Source organism: Bacillus cereus group sp. MYBK79-1 (assembly GCF_051915365.1).
In the GTDB taxonomy this organism is placed as follows: Bacteria; Bacillota; Bacilli; order Bacillales; family Bacillaceae_G; genus Bacillus_A.
This window is the reverse complement of record NZ_JBQAEO010000010.1, coordinates 103,038-117,443: the sequence shown is the minus strand read 5'-3', so window position 1 is coordinate 117,443 and position 14,406 is coordinate 103,038. Positions and strand designations below refer to the sequence as shown.

The window sequence follows — 14,406 nt, the reverse complement described above, 5'->3', positions numbered from 1 at the left end:
TGGTTCAACTTATTGGAGAAAAGTGATCACCAATGACAAGTTTCGAACTATGAAAAGTGAACCTAACAAACTTTATTTAGATAAACAATGTACTGTATTAGCTAATGTGATACGAAAACAGAAAATACAAAAATGTAAGAGAAAGGGGTTAATTTAATACCCTGTCCTCGTTTTGCCATTAAAAAAGGATACCGTTTTAAACGATACCCTTTGTCATTACTTAACTTTTCAATAATTGCGTCATAACTTCATTTGCTATTTCATTATCATCTAATAACATGTCCATTCGTAAAATTGCACGTCTTGAAAAAAAACATTTGTATAGCCATCACAATTTAATTCGTCAAGATGTCTATGAACAACTTTATAAACAAATTTTTATCACCCCTATAGAACCATGCCACCTGTTGTGTATTTGCCACTTCTTCACTAGGAAACAGTAATATAGCCTTTACTCGTTCTAATACTTACACACGATTCATACAGTATTCATAAAGTTCTTTACTTAACTTTTTGTCCTTTACAATAGTTTCTGGGCTTAGATTAGCAAACTTTGAATAATTCATTTTTCATCCGTCCTTTTCGTTAATTATTTTAGCAAGGTAACACCTTACATTTAGGTACTTGCAATCAGGACGGATTTTAGGACATCACTTAAAGATAAATTTGCAATTCTATTTTAATAGTCCTCGAAGTCCTCAATCCACATCATTTTTTAAAACTTGTTTCATTCCACGTTTTTCCCCAGCAAAGTGACCCCAATCATAAGCTAACTTCATGATTACAATTTCTTCATCTGTAAGTTTACGTTGTAGATACCCCTCAATGTAAGCCATTGTGGCTGTACTTACATTCCCTATTGTTCTTGAGTCGATGTGGTTATCTTCTTCCTCTTCCCCAGACATCTCGATGTAGTTTCGATGTCGAATTTCTTCAACTGATTTTCTACCGTCAAAATGCTTTTCTGATAATACCTTTAACAATTCAAGCTTCTCAGTATCGTCCATTTTATACATAGATACCAAAATCTCATCTGCTACCATTTTCTTAATCATTGTAGCTGTACCTCCCTAAATAAGTTTCGAAAAATTCCGCAAGATTATATTTTTAAAAACGGTCTATCCACAATAGCAAAAAACTGTAAGGACGGTCATCTATATGAATGCTGTACAAGACGATTAGCAAGGGGATTGTCCATAAAGTAAACTCTAAATCACCTTAAAATCACTTATAGGGAACTAGTTATAACGATTGTGCATGGAATAGTTTGAAAAATATGGTGTATATAGTGCAGGATGGAGAAGCACATATATAAGCACCTTCCCCACCCATGCTACCCACTACCCCCTAGCAACTTAGCATCGTATAACGTCCTCGCCACGCCTTTTCAACCCTCATTCTTCTCGTTTGTGTTTTTGGATTCATTCACTTTGTTCTTTCTCATTTCTATTTCATTTTCATCATTCGCTTGCTATTGGTTCACTCAGTCCATGCCCTTGCGTCCTAACTACTATCAGTGCGGTTATCCTCATTGTCTTGCACCTCAACCTCTCGCTATGCCTTGCTGTATGTAGTATACCTATTACGTTGGCTAAGTCTACATAGTCTCCACTTAGCGATTCACATCGCCCAGCAATGTGTTTACTATTGACAGTGGTACTATATGGTATAGTTGGGTATGGTGTCGTGTATTCTTACTATTGAAGACTTTGCAGGGCTTTTTCAATCTTGTTATTCTTTTCATTTAGTTCTTTTTGTTGTTTGATTATTATTTCATTTAATCTAGTAATTTCTGATTTTAATTGCTTTATTTTATCGAAATTTTCCCAAGTGAATCTAATGCATAACCTGACAAGATCAGCCTTTCTAAATTTACCAATTGATTTTCTAATAAATTTCTTCATTAGTTCATCAAATTTCTGTTGATCCTCTTTGTCTAAATTACAATTAACCATAAATCCACACCCTTTCCCTTTAGTTCACTAGTAAATTTAACAGACTCCCAAGACAAAGTAAATATTTTGTTGACATATATTATTTAAAATGATAAATTATTAAGTTACACTTACTTTCACTCACCTACACTTACTTTCAATTACTTTCACTTACCTTCACTTACCTTCACTTACCTTCACTTACTTTGTTTTTTAATCAACTAGTAAAAACAATAAAAAAAGACTTCCGCGAAAGAAGTCTAATGATAACTATTTGTTTATTTCGTTTTTCCATTCCAGTAAATCAAAAACAATTTCGCTAAAGTCCTTTTCAAAAGGATATTTTTCAGCAAGTTTATCAGAATGAGTTACCTCAATTTTTTCCCATTCCTCACTTAATTTAGCCCATGCAGAAATTGCATTATCTAACGCCTTATTGAATTCATTCATTTTTGGCCACCACCTATTATATTACTTGATCAAACTCATCACCGCTATTTCCAATATCATAATATTCTGTTAGGAAGTCAGCTATCGGTTTGGAAATCGCTTTTGCCAATAAACAAGGAACAGCATTACCTATTTGTTTGTAAATATTCCCCAGATTACCTTTCCAAATATAATCAGCTGGGAAGGTCTGAATTAAGGCACATTCAACCGCTGATAACCTTCTGTGTTCAGACGTTTCAGGTAAAATCCATTCATCAGTTCCTAGCTTAATCATTGGTTCACCACTTGGGTGTAATGGTGCGTGACGACCACTAGCCTGTATAGTGAAACTAACCTCATTCCATGCACGTTTTCTGTTACGACTTAAGAAACGTGAGGAAAAACCACTCTCATAAATCTCACCAATCTCATTAGTCTTCAGATGTCCAATAGCGTCTTTTAAAGTGACATATGGTTTTTCTGAATCTAACCCTTTACCATGAGTTGGATGTGGTAATAAATATTTAAAGTCTTGGCTAATATCTTGGCGAACACCAATAATAAATACTCTTTCTCTATCCTGAGGCACACCGTAATCTTTAGCATTAACTAAATGGTAAGTTACTTCATAGCCCTGACTTCTAAAGTCCTCTACCATAGCTTCAATAATACGACCACCACCCATAGTGACCATACCCTTTACATTTTCAGCTATGAAGAACTTTGGATTGGAAGTGCGTAAAGCACGAACAAACTCACGATATAAGAAATTACGTTCATCAGTGATGAGTCTATTTCCAGCTAAAGAGAATCCTTGACACGGATATCCACCAACAACCATATCAGCCTTAGGAAATGACTTAACATTACGAACATCACCACGTTCTACATAAGTTTCAGGGTGGTTAGCCATATATGTTTCACAAGCGTCTTTGTCAACCTCGTTAGCCCAAATAGTCTTGAATCCAGCCATTTCTAACCCTGTATCAAGTCCACCAGCACCAGCGAATAGTGATACTACAGAGAATGGGGTAGATTCTTTAACTGATCTATTTATATAATCACTGTAGCCAATGTTAAGTAATTCCAGTATTGCATCTGATAATGGTCTATTTTCTTTATCTGCCAATATTTCAATTTTATTAAGCAGTTCCCTATGTTTAGGTTGTGATAAAGATATAAGTTGAGTCTTTTTCATAGTTCACACCCTCGTTCTTGGTACTAATATTTTATATAATATAAATGTACCAAAAATCTTAGGAAAGTCAATAATTTTAGAAATAATTACACCAACACATTATGGCGATATACATAAAAAATAAATTCTTCACCTTGAGTGTTTTCCCTAGCAACAGTTTCTTCCAATACTAGATTGCTATTATAATCAGTAGCATTAGAGAACTTAGAAATTAAGGACACACCTCGTACTGATCTTAATGGACTTGGAAAAGAGTACATCTTTCTATGACGACATACACCATCACCAAAATCGCCAAATCCTTTTACTTGTTCATTATGATGGCTAAAGGCTTTCTCCCTATCGTGGTTAAAAAAGTCCCCATCACAGATTGTAAAGTCCTCTAAGTATCCATAATTTCTTTCAGTAGTATAACGTGCTACTGCATAATAACATTCACCTGAGATATTACCATGACGAAAACCACCACATGGAATAGTGGAATTGAACTGAATTTGAGAATTTGTCTTTAATGATTTTAATTCGATTCCAACACCATTAACTATTAAGTCAGGGTGTGCGTTAGCCCCAAGTTTTTGGATTGTATAGTCATTTAACCCATCTTCAAACCAATCGCTAAACAATTCAGCATTAGATTTCAAATAAATGTTAGGATTTCTATGTCTTACTAATTGCATACACTTCTTTTCAAAAATTTCAACAGCTATCTGCAAGCCTTGTACTTCCATAGCATTCATTTTTTCTCCTCCTCCTCTTAGATGCCATTTACCATTATAAACTTATTAGGGAGAAAGTGGTAAGAAATACTTTTTCAAACCTTTATTATGGGGCTATGTGAGGAATAGGGCATATTATACAAGGGGACTATATAAGGCAATCATTTATGATCTTTTAATAGTGTGATAGTTCCCTAAAAGTAGGCAAAACGGGAATAAAGAAAAAGTGTTGGTTTTACTAGGTTTATAAATTCCCTATTTTCATTCCCTAAATTATAAGCTAAGATTAGAGACATAGAAAAGAAAAGAGGAATACATAAAATGACTATTTACGGATATGCAAGGGTTTCGACTAAAGAACAAAGTTTAGACACTCAACTAGAAATGTTAAAAGGATATAAATGTGATAAAATCGTGGCAGAAAAATTTACTGGTGCTACTTTAAAGCGTCCTGAACTAGATAAGCTATTAAAGGAACTAAAAGAAGGTGACAGGCTTATAATAACTCGTGTAGATCGTTTAGGACGTAATACAGTGGAACTATTAAAGCTAGTTGAAGAACTGCAAGAAAGAGGCATTACGCTATATATAATTGAATTAGGCATTGAGGCTACACACAGAAACGGAAAACTATTTCTCACAATACTTTCCGCACTAGCTGAAAATGAACGTGAATTATTGGCTGAAAAACGTACTGCTGGAATTAAACTAGCTAAAGTAAAGGGAATAAAGCTAGGACGTAAAGGGAAACCAAAAGGACAAGTTGAACAAGCGATAGAGTTATGGGAATCCAAACAATTTACTATTAAAGAAATTGAAAAGCGTACTGGTGTAGGAAAGAGTATTTTGTATAGAGAAATTGACAAAAGAGGATTACGTATAAAAGAGGTTAAGGCGAACAGTTAACACTGATCGTCTTTTTATTTTGACTGTTCTGTTGTGCAGAAAAACTATTTGTAAGTGGCTGAATAAAAAGGACATGGAAGTGAAAAATATGACAATTGCACAATTATGAACAAGCTAAATATGGAAAAAACCCTTATTTTATCTACAGTTGACAAAGAATATATATTGTGCGTGGTTCAAATAATGAACGTTAATACTTTCTTTACTTCATTCTTTTAACAGATTTCTTTTATTCTTTTCATAGTATTCTTTTAGAGAATATATTTAAGTTTGATTATATAAGTTTGTTTAAAGTAAGTATGTATAACGTTCATAATCCGAACTATCTCAAGTACAATTATTGAACTACTGAGGTTCATTATTTGAACTTCTTAATCCCTATTCTTGTGACTTTGAGGTACATAATTTGTACTATCACATTTCACCACGTTCTTTCAGTAACATTTTTAATTCTTTAAGTGAAAGATTCTCCATTTCATCATAAGGTATTGTTTTCTCTTTAGGAACAACTTGTTTTGCTTGAATTTGCTGTTCTTGTTGTTCCTGTGCCCGTTTATCTAGTTGATGTTGCTGGTAGCGTTCTTTGTCATGTTCAGCTGTTTTCACCAGCTTAGATTCAAATTTTTTAAACTGTTCAACTTTGTCAGGAACACGTTTATATAATTCGTCACGTTCTAATGGCATATACACATAGTAAATGTTTTTCTTAGGAAACTTAGGGCTTTTGCCTGTTTTTATTAACCCAGCGTCACCCAATCTATCTAGGCTTTTATCAATAGTGTCTTTACTTCCAATCCGAGTATAAACCCTTAACTGTGCAATTGTAGGAAAAGCATAGCCTTCATTATGATTATATAGTTGTAATAGCTTCACATATACGACTAAATCAGTATGAGTAATCAATCCTAACTGAATATAATCTAATAATTGCATTGGTACTTGTTCAAAGTTACCTTCAACATTCCCTTTACAAATAATTTCCGTTCCTTTAATCTTTGTTACAGTGTTTGTCATTTTAAATCATTCCTTTTCTACAAGTTTAGTGGTTCAATTTCTGAACCTTACAATTCCCTACTTGCAAAATGAGAATGATTTAGGACATGGAAAATAAAAAAGAATAACCATTACTGATTATTCCTCGTTGTAAATTATAGTTAATGTTGGTGATTCTGCATCCTTCTTAAAAGACCATAATATCCCACTAATTAAGCCATGTAACAGACGGTTCACCTGTTCATCAGAGTATCCTTCACCGTCCAACAACTCCCACTTACCTACCAGCTTTTCAATTGACTTTATTTGTTCCTTCAAGGTTTCTACCTTAGTAGCTTTATCTTCTCTTTCTAGTGCCTCCATTTGTTCTTCAATCAGCTTTATTTCTTCTTGCCTTTTAGCTTTCCTTTCCCTGTAAGTGATAATATCTATTTCATCTTCTTCAAACAAGATATTGATTTTGTCTAAAGCCCTCTTGGACTTGTTCAATTGGCTTAATAGCTTTTCTTTTCTATATTGAATATTGTCTTCCTGTTTACTTTCTTCAAACGTTTCTAGTGCATTTAGAATATGTTCTTTATACCCTAATACCTCTTTTTTAATCATAGCCAATACAGGATTGTAATAAAAGCTTCTGTTACCGCACTTACAATGTTTGATATAAATCTTATTAAGACGTTTATGATTATTACAACCTTGCACCTTTCCACAGTTCGCACAGTATATAAGGTTACTTGTAGGGTATATTCTGTTTTTACTTCTCGGTGCTTTAAATGAATACTCATTCACGATTTTATTGGCTGCATCCCATGTAGCTTCGTCAACTATGGCTGGATGTACATTATGAACCACTATCCATTCTTCTTTAGGTCTAGACTTATACTGACCAATAGTTTTGTTACTTGCTATAGTTCCTTTATAAGCTTCATTATTTACTATCCGTACAATGCTATTGTATTTAAAATCGTAACCCTGCCTTGTTTTTATTCCCATGTTATTTAATTGTCTAATAAGTGAGGGTATGGTTGTACCTTTAATAATTTCAGAAAAAACAAATTGAATATCTTTAGCACGTTCATTAGGAACAAGCTTTTTAGTTTTTGTATCTTTAGTATAACCTAACGGTGCTATCCCATTTGTCCAATGTCCTTGTTTTTGGGCGTATTCTTTCCCTCTTCTCATACGTTTTAATATTTGCTTGTATTCTCCACTAGCAATAAGATTAGTGATCCCTAATAATAAACTGTCATCATCTTTAGTAAGATCATACATTCGATACGGTGTGACTATATAAGTTTCTGTTTCCAAAAGTATTCTCTTTATCAGACTAGCATCAAACTCGTTTCTTGAAAGTCTATCAACGTCCATTACAACTACAGCGTCATAATAATTCTTTTCCACTCGTTCTAAAAGTTTAACCATTTGTTCTCTATTTATAATGGTGCTACTTGAAGCCACTTCTTCAAATAACTCATATGACCATTTATTTTCATTGCATAGGCTAATCAATGTTTGACGGTGATTAGCTAGTACTTGTTCAATTCCTTGATTCTCTTCATCACGACTTAATCGTAAATATACTGCGACATGTTTTATATTCTCGTTGTTAAATAGCAATATAATCACCTTCCTAAAGACAATTATATAACGTTGTCCCTAAGTACTCAACCAGTCGGTCCCGTAAAGACGAGTAACCCATGCGAATAATGCAAAAAAGAAAGTAGTTTCTTCGCTGTACTTGGAAATAACGAAAGATGAGATAACGGCTGAATAGATGCTTGTAAATGAAGACGAATAACGAGACTTTCTTGATATACGGTTGGAAGCGTGGAAAGGCGCAAATACACTTCTTGTCCATCCATTTGTAAATACAATGAACCATTTTGTGGTTTCCGCCTCTCCCCTATATCCATCGATGCTAAAAATTTAAAGTGTGAAACAAGTTTTTCTCCAAATTCTTTTTCGATACGGTGTTTCGTCATTAAATCTTTTCCTATACGCAGTTGAACCACTACATCCTTCTTCCGGGGCACAATATGTAAATCCGAAGCTTGTACCCTACACGCCTCTTTCAAAATCCTATTCGCAAAGCTTTCAATTCCATTCATCATTTTTCCCTCCCCACTATGTATATAGCATGAAAAAATTCATAAGAAAAATCAGCACTTTTGTATTTTCACTAGAGAAAAAAGGAAAAATATGTTTGTGAAATTATGAACAATTTCCGAATTATTGTCTGAAATTACCTATATGGAAGTTTATCTGTATTATAATGTTATTATCTTGGATAAAGTGATAAAGGTGGAGATCCTCATGGAACAAGCTTTAAAAATTACAGGTGTTTTAGCTGACCCAACTCGTTATTACATTTATAAATATATTTCTCAAAAACATAGTTACGTAACTGTACAAGAAATTGCAGATGAGTTTGACATTCATCCAAACGTAGCTCGTTTGCATTTATCTAAATTAGAAGATGTTCATATGCTGAAATCTGAAACGAAGAAAACTGGAAAAGGTGGAAGACCAAGCAGATTATATGTGTTATCTGAAGATGTAATCCAATTGCAATTTCCATTCCGTGATTATCAATTGTTAGCAAGAATAGCGTTTAATTCTTTACTTAGCCTTGGCGCTGCTGGTGAAAAAGCGCTATACGAAACAGGAAAACAATTCGGGGCCGAATTAATGCAACAACATATGCAGCGTTTACATGTGAATGAAGACGCTTTAACAGTAGAGCAAAAAGTCCAAATTGCAAAAGAAGCATTCTCAACAGCTGGTTTATCACCTGCATTTGAATTAAGTCCAGATGGAACGAAAATTTTCTATGATGTACACAATTGTCCATTTAAAGAAGTTGCTGTTCATCATCCAACTGAGATTTGTAATATGCACGGAGATATGATGAAAGGGATTTTTGAAATCCTATTCCCTAACACGGAATTAACACGAAATGATAGTCTACTAGATGGATGTAAATCTTGTAATTATAAGCTAACAATATAATTTCTCATATAAAAAGAAGCCATTTATAAATGGCTTCTTTTTATATGAACGAATATTTACAATAGTAAGAAAAATAAACTATAATGAGATGAGGTTTACTTTTTTAGAAAAGGAGGGAGATGGCATGGAGCGCATGTTTCGCGTTCTCGGCTTTTGGACTGGAATTTTCTCGGTTATGTTTTACGTAGGGGATATGCAAGAGGCTGCACTACTATTTTTAGGACAAACAGGTTTCTTCGTACTTTTAAGCTATTTAAAATTAACAGAGCGTATGTATATATACGTATTCGGGGCATATTTAACTGTTTTCTTCATAGGATTTACATACTACACGACTTTCTTACATGTCCCTGGGGCTGGACATTAAAGATGGCATTTTGCCATCTTTTTTTTAATTCCGCAATTTCCTAGTTGACTTATAGGTTTTATTAACTTATATTCTATATAACAGATTGGAATTAGGGGGAATCAACATGAATACACTGCTTGTCGGAATTAACGTTGCAATCATGCTCATCTTAGTTGGCGTATTATATTATATGCAACGTAAGCATGTATCTTTTAATAAACGTGTATTTACTGCTTTAGGAGTCGGAATTATATTCGGTCTTATATTACAATTTATTTATGAACCAACTTCTAAAGTAATTATTGAATCGAATACTTGGTTTGGCTTAATCGGTAACGGTTATGTGAAATTACTTCAAATGATCGTTATGCCACTTATTTTAGTATCTATTATTTCAGCATTTACAAAATTACAGTTAACGAAAAACCTTGGTAAAATTAGTGGTCTTATTATCGGAATTTTAATTCTTACTACAGGAATCGCTGCAGCTGTCGGTATCGCTGCAAGTGCAGGATTTGATGTATCAGCAACAGGCCTACAACAAGGTGATGCAGAATCTGCTCGTCTGAAGCTAGTTGAAGAAAGATTTACTTCTATTGAAAAAACAACAATTCCAGATAAATTATTAGAGCTATTGCCTACAAATCCGTTTCTTGATTTAACAGGTGCTCGTCCAACATCAACAATTTCTGTTGTAATATTTGCAGCCTTTATCGGTATCGCCTTTATCGGTGTAAAACGAAAATATCCAGAACAAGCAGAACTATTTAAGAAAATGCTTGATGCTGTCTATGCAATCGTAATGCGTATGGTAACATTAATTTTACGTCTTACTCCATACGGCGTATTAGCTCTTATGGCAAAAACAGTTGCTGGTAGCGATATTAATGCTATTTTAAAACTTGGTAACTTCGTGTTAGCGTCTTATGTAGCACTTATCGTAATGTTCGTTATCCACTTATTATTAATTGCTCTATCTGGTTTAAATCCAATTCAATATTTAAAAAAGGTATTCCCTGTATTAACATTTGCATTCACATCTCGCTCTAGTGCTGGTGCAATGCCATTAAATATTGAAGCGCAAAAAGAAAAGCTTGGTATTTCCGAAGGGATTGCCAACTTCGCAGCATCATTTGGAGTATCTATCGGGCAAAACGGTTGCGCAGGTATTTATCCAGCAATGCTTGCAATGATGGTCGCTCCAACTGTAGGAATCGATCCATTACAACCACAATTTATTTTAACTTTAATCGCTGTCGTTGCAATTAGCTCATTCGGTGTTGCCGGTGTTGGTGGCGGTGCAACGTTCGCAGCGTTAATCGTACTATCTACAATGAACTTACCAATCGGTATTGTCGCTCTTGTTATCTCAGTAGAACCATTAATCGATATGGGTCGTACAGCTCTTAACGTAAGTGGTTCTATGACAGCAGGTCTTATTTCTAGTAAATGGCTTGGTGAATTAGATCAAGATACGTACAATCAAGATGATACAAAAACTGGTGAAATTGCTTCATAATGAAAAGGACGCTAACATTAGCGTCCTTTTTTAGTTCTTTTCATCTTCCTCTTTATCTCACAGCCCGTCCTTTTCACAAATAACCATTTTGTTCGCACCATTTATGAAATTGTCCTACATCTACTCCAACTAACACGATATCCTTTAGCTCTACATCAATGATTTGTTCTCCAATTGCAATAGCAAACTGCGATTCTAATTTTGTCTCGCATTTCTTTACAATTCCAATTCGGTTCCGATGCGGTCCATCTTTTATATATGCTTTTTGTCCTACAATATCAAAGTTCAAGATTTTCACCTCTTTTACTGCGCTCAAATTGGAAATACGATCTCCACCTCGGAAAATTTCCTTTCATTGCACTATTTCTCTATATATATGACGAAACAATAAAAGAGTCCTCCCTTCTTTACAATTATTTTTTCTTTGTTTCATTTTTGTGATTGAAACGTAAAGTTTATAATAAAATACACTTGGAAGCGCTTTCTATGTAATTTTTTATGTTATAATATATAAGTAGAACTTCGTAAAGAGGGTAAAAAAATGAATACAAACATGATTAAAAAAGTAATTGAAGCATTAAAAGTATATGGATTTCAAGATGTATCATTCTGTGATAAAACGAAGCAATTTTTATTTCATAACAAAATGGATATTATGAGCGGCTATGCAGAAATAACATATAGTAGTCAATTTGAAAAATTCAACGTACAAATTCATCCGATTGAAACACATCAACAAGCAGAATTACAAGAGGTTGAAAGACATATACAAGCCTGTATAAGAAAAGTGGAATATTTAAACGCACTTCTTAGCGGACAAACAAAACTAGATGACAAAATTATTATAATGTAAAAAAAGAACGTGAGGCTATCACGTTCTTTTTTTTACATTATACGTTCATCTTTTCTTTCAGTTGTAATCCTGTAATGGACTCTAACAGATCCATTGCTTCTCCAAATGTCATATTAAAAATTGTCTTATCCTCTATGTATGGAAATTGTCTAAAGCGCTTTTCTAACATTTTCACAGCGTCTGACGTAAAGTGTGCACTATCAATACCAAATTCTGTTTCAAGAAGAACGATCCAATCTAACACGTGAAAACCTAATCCATTTACGAATGAAATAAGTTTTTCTTCTGACTGTGAAGATAAGAATACGTATCGTTCCATCTCACTAAAAAGTTCTTCTCCTACAATATCAGCTAATTCATCATCATGTTCGCGGTTAATGATTTCTTCATAGCCATAATCATCAACAAGCTCCTCAACTTCTTCACTATCCTCACAAAGCAATTGACTAAGCAGTGCATCTTTCTTAAATTCACTATTTTGTACGACTTCTAAAAAGCTCGTTTCCCATCCATTTTCTAATTTCATATTATGTACTCCTTTATATACGTTTCTTATCATCACTGTACCCAAAAGATCACTTTTATAACCTTTTAGGTAGTTATTTCACATGATTCACAACATAAGATGCAAATTCAGCTGCATCTCCTTCAAAAATATTTATTTCTGGCAAATGATAGAACGTTGTTTGGAGCGGATTTCTTTCATGATATACATATATCTTTTTCTCTAACGCAATCGCCATTCCAAACTCTGTATGGCTCCCGTTTCCGCCATCTAATATAAGTAAAAATACATCCGTTTCTTTAATAGCATTCTTTTCTGCCTGACCAATTTCTCTTAAGTGTTCCTGATTCACTGCTCTTTCGTTTTTAGTCCAATCATATGTATGGTGCCATCCTGCATGTTCTAGTTCATTTGCTATGGAACGTACAAGATGTTTATTTTGGAATCCTGAGGCGATATAAAAATTCATTTATATATACTCCTTTTTTATGTACGGGAAACTCCTTTTAGCGTTACTTGCTATTAACATAATAAAGAACAACTTCAAAAAAAATCCCCATCTTTAAAACTTATTTGCGTTTAAATGATGGGATGCCTCATGGTCTTCTTTTATTTTTTGTTTTTTATAACTTTCATCAGCTAACATTTCTAGTTCAGCTGTTATTTCTGATTTTTCAAGCTCTCTTTCTTGCGAAAACTTCCTTGAAATATAAACAATAACACTACCAACGTACAACACAAAGCATATAATAAGTGCAGTATTTTCATAGAGACTTAGCTCCAACACAGTCACTCCTAATCCATTCGTATTTTCACGCTTCATTAATTGGAATTTCCCTACTAATCCATTCATTATTGTAACATAAAAATATTAATCCTTGGAATCTTTCATCCTATTAAAAAAGACATGATTGTTTCATCATGCCTCTGAAATATGTTGAATGATTGTTTGAATTGCTTCTTTTCCATTATATTTTTTTAGTGCTGTTTTATACGTCTCATTATTTTGATTTAATTCTTCAACATGCTTTATAAGAGAGTTCACAGTCACATCTTCTTCATACAATACGGAAGCATATCCTTGTCTCTCAAAAGACTCCGCATTTAGTATTTGATCTCCACGACTTGCAAATTTCGATAGCGGAATTAAAAGCATCGGCTTTTGCAATGTTAAAAACTCAAAAATCGCATTAGAGCCCGCACGTGAAATAACAAAATCTGTTATCGCTAATATGTCTGGCAGTTCTCCATGTACATATTCAAATTGTCTATATCCTTCTTTATTTTGTAAACTTTCATCAAGATTACCTTTTCCGCAAAGATGAACAATTTGATACTTTTTCAGAAGTTCTGGTAACGCTTCTCGAACCGTTTCATTAATTTTCTTTGCGCCCAAACTTCCTCCCATAATGGTAATAACTGGCTTTTTACGTGAAAAACCTAAAAATGCTAAACCCTTTTCCCTATTTCCCTTTAGCACTTCTTCACGTACAGGAGATCCTGTATAAATTACTTTTTCTTTCGGTAAATGTTTCGCAGCTTCTTCAAATGTAACAAATATTTTCGAAGCAAAACGGAGCGCAATTTTATTTGCTAGTCCTGGCGTCATATCAGATTCATGTAATAAAACAGGGACTCTGTTTAGCCATCCTCCAATTACGACTGGTACAGATACGAAACCACCTTTTGAAAAAATCACATCCGGTTTTAGTTTTCGAATCCTTACATACGCATCCATGACACCCTTCATCACAAGAAAAGGATCTTTTATATTTTTTAAATCAAAATAACGGCGTAGCTTTCCGCTTGCAATACTATGATACGGAATGCCTTCCTTTTCTATAATCGTTTTCTCAATTCCTTGATGAGAACCAATATAAGAAATATCCCAATTTTGTTCTTGTAAATGTGGAATGATGGCTAAATTAGGTGTTACATGCCCTGCCGAACCGCCACCTGTAAAGACTATTTTCTTCATACGTCTCCCCCTTCTAC

17 protein-coding genes and 1 pseudogene are annotated in these 14,406 nt (G+C 33.9%); 5 read left to right on the top strand and 13 right to left on the bottom strand.

Annotated elements, in window-relative coordinates:
• Window positions 1-698 precede the first annotated feature (698 nt).
• From ACTFOB_RS17090 to ACTFOB_RS17070, 5 genes are all read right to left on the bottom strand, one after another.
• Complete coding sequence (locus ACTFOB_RS17090) at window positions 699-1,055, bottom strand: hypothetical protein (protein ID WP_440027714.1); 357 nt, start codon at window positions 1,053-1,055, stop codon at window positions 699-701.
• A 642-nt stretch (window positions 1,056-1,697) separates the two neighbouring features.
• A complete protein-coding gene (locus tag ACTFOB_RS17085; RefSeq protein WP_120459842.1) occupies window positions 1,698-1,955 on the bottom strand; it encodes a hypothetical protein in 258 nt (85 codons plus the stop codon).
• Between the two features lie 249 nt (window positions 1,956-2,204).
• On the bottom strand, window positions 2,205-2,384 hold the full coding sequence (locus ACTFOB_RS17080) for a hypothetical protein (protein WP_120459841.1): 180 nt from the start codon (window positions 2,382-2,384) through the stop codon (window positions 2,205-2,207).
• A gap of 16 nt (window positions 2,385-2,400) precedes the next feature.
• A complete protein-coding gene (locus ACTFOB_RS17075) occupies window positions 2,401-3,561 on the bottom strand; it encodes a DNA cytosine methyltransferase (protein WP_340948772.1) in 1,161 nt (386 codons plus the stop codon).
• Between the two features lie 86 nt (window positions 3,562-3,647).
• Window positions 3,648-4,298, bottom strand: coding sequence for a hypothetical protein (locus ACTFOB_RS17070; RefSeq protein ID WP_120459839.1), 651 nt, complete (start codon window positions 4,296-4,298; stop codon window positions 3,648-3,650).
• 300 nt (window positions 4,299-4,598) lie between these two features.
• Here ACTFOB_RS17070 and ACTFOB_RS17065 point away from each other — a divergent pair, with 300 nt between their 5' ends.
• On the top strand, window positions 4,599-5,183 hold the full coding sequence (locus ACTFOB_RS17065) for a recombinase family protein (RefSeq protein ID WP_120459838.1): 585 nt from the start codon (window positions 4,599-4,601) through the stop codon (window positions 5,181-5,183).
• A gap of 414 nt (window positions 5,184-5,597) precedes the next feature.
• On the opposite strand, the gene ACTFOB_RS17060 is transcribed toward ACTFOB_RS17065, so the two are convergent.
• From ACTFOB_RS17060 to comGA, 3 genes and pseudogenes are all read right to left on the bottom strand, one after another.
• On the bottom strand, window positions 5,598-6,197 hold the full coding sequence (locus ACTFOB_RS17060) for a helix-turn-helix domain-containing protein (protein ID WP_440027711.1): 600 nt from the start codon (window positions 6,195-6,197) through the stop codon (window positions 5,598-5,600).
• A gap of 117 nt (window positions 6,198-6,314) precedes the next feature.
• Window positions 6,315-7,793 (bottom strand): recombinase family protein, encoded by a 1,479-nt coding sequence (locus ACTFOB_RS17055; protein WP_440027710.1) that lies wholly within the window; start codon window positions 7,791-7,793, stop codon window positions 6,315-6,317.
• A gap of 50 nt (window positions 7,794-7,843) precedes the next feature.
• Window positions 7,844-8,284 (bottom strand): annotated as a pseudogene (gene comGA / locus ACTFOB_RS17050) (competence protein ComGA); the annotation flags it as partial.
• 205 nt (window positions 8,285-8,489) lie between these two features.
• On the opposite strand from comGA, the gene ACTFOB_RS17045 reads away from it, so the two are divergent.
• From ACTFOB_RS17045 to ACTFOB_RS17035, 3 genes are all read left to right on the top strand, one after another.
• Window positions 8,490-9,185, top strand: a complete 696-nt coding sequence (locus ACTFOB_RS17045; protein ID WP_440027708.1) for a helix-turn-helix transcriptional regulator — start codon at window positions 8,490-8,492, stop codon at window positions 9,183-9,185.
• Window positions 9,186-9,309: 124 nt separating this feature from the next.
• The gene (locus ACTFOB_RS17040; RefSeq protein ID WP_151633187.1) at window positions 9,310-9,552 is read left to right on the top strand and encodes a DUF2626 domain-containing protein; all 243 of its coding nucleotides are present in this window, start codon (window positions 9,310-9,312) and stop codon (window positions 9,550-9,552) included.
• Window positions 9,553-9,658: 106 nt separating this feature from the next.
• Entirely contained in the window at window positions 9,659-11,053 is a 1,395-nt protein-coding gene (locus tag ACTFOB_RS17035; protein ID WP_440027706.1) for an L-cystine transporter, read from the top strand.
• A 73-nt stretch (window positions 11,054-11,126) separates the two neighbouring features.
• Here ACTFOB_RS17035 and ACTFOB_RS17030 read toward each other — a convergent pair whose 3' ends face one another.
• Window positions 11,127-11,342: a DUF3912 family protein gene (locus ACTFOB_RS17030; protein ID WP_270734868.1), complete on the bottom strand. Its 216-nt coding sequence runs from the start codon at window positions 11,340-11,342 to the stop codon at window positions 11,127-11,129.
• A gap of 252 nt (window positions 11,343-11,594) precedes the next feature.
• On the opposite strand from ACTFOB_RS17030, the gene ACTFOB_RS17025 reads away from it, so the two are divergent.
• Window positions 11,595-11,906, top strand: a complete 312-nt coding sequence (locus tag ACTFOB_RS17025; RefSeq protein WP_440027705.1) for a hypothetical protein — start codon at window positions 11,595-11,597, stop codon at window positions 11,904-11,906.
• A 37-nt stretch (window positions 11,907-11,943) separates the two neighbouring features.
• On the opposite strand, the gene ACTFOB_RS17020 is transcribed toward ACTFOB_RS17025, so the two are convergent.
• From ACTFOB_RS17020 to murG, 4 genes are all read right to left on the bottom strand, one after another.
• Entirely contained in the window at window positions 11,944-12,432 is a 489-nt protein-coding gene (locus ACTFOB_RS17020) for a hypothetical protein (protein WP_440027704.1), read from the bottom strand.
• 73 nt (window positions 12,433-12,505) lie between these two features.
• Entirely contained in the window at window positions 12,506-12,880 is a 375-nt protein-coding gene (locus tag ACTFOB_RS17015) for a nucleoside 2-deoxyribosyltransferase (RefSeq protein ID WP_440027702.1), read from the bottom strand.
• A gap of 93 nt (window positions 12,881-12,973) precedes the next feature.
• Window positions 12,974-13,234, bottom strand: coding sequence for a DUF3966 domain-containing protein (locus ACTFOB_RS17010; RefSeq protein WP_000817964.1), 261 nt, complete (start codon window positions 13,232-13,234; stop codon window positions 12,974-12,976).
• 96 nt (window positions 13,235-13,330) lie between these two features.
• Window positions 13,331-14,389 carry an undecaprenyldiphospho-muramoylpentapeptide beta-N-acetylglucosaminyltransferase gene (gene murG, locus ACTFOB_RS17005; protein WP_440027700.1) on the bottom strand — a complete coding sequence of 353 codons (1,059 nt, stop codon included), beginning with the start codon at window positions 14,387-14,389 and terminating at the stop codon, window positions 13,331-13,333.
• Between the last annotated feature and the right edge of the window lie 17 nt (window positions 14,390-14,406).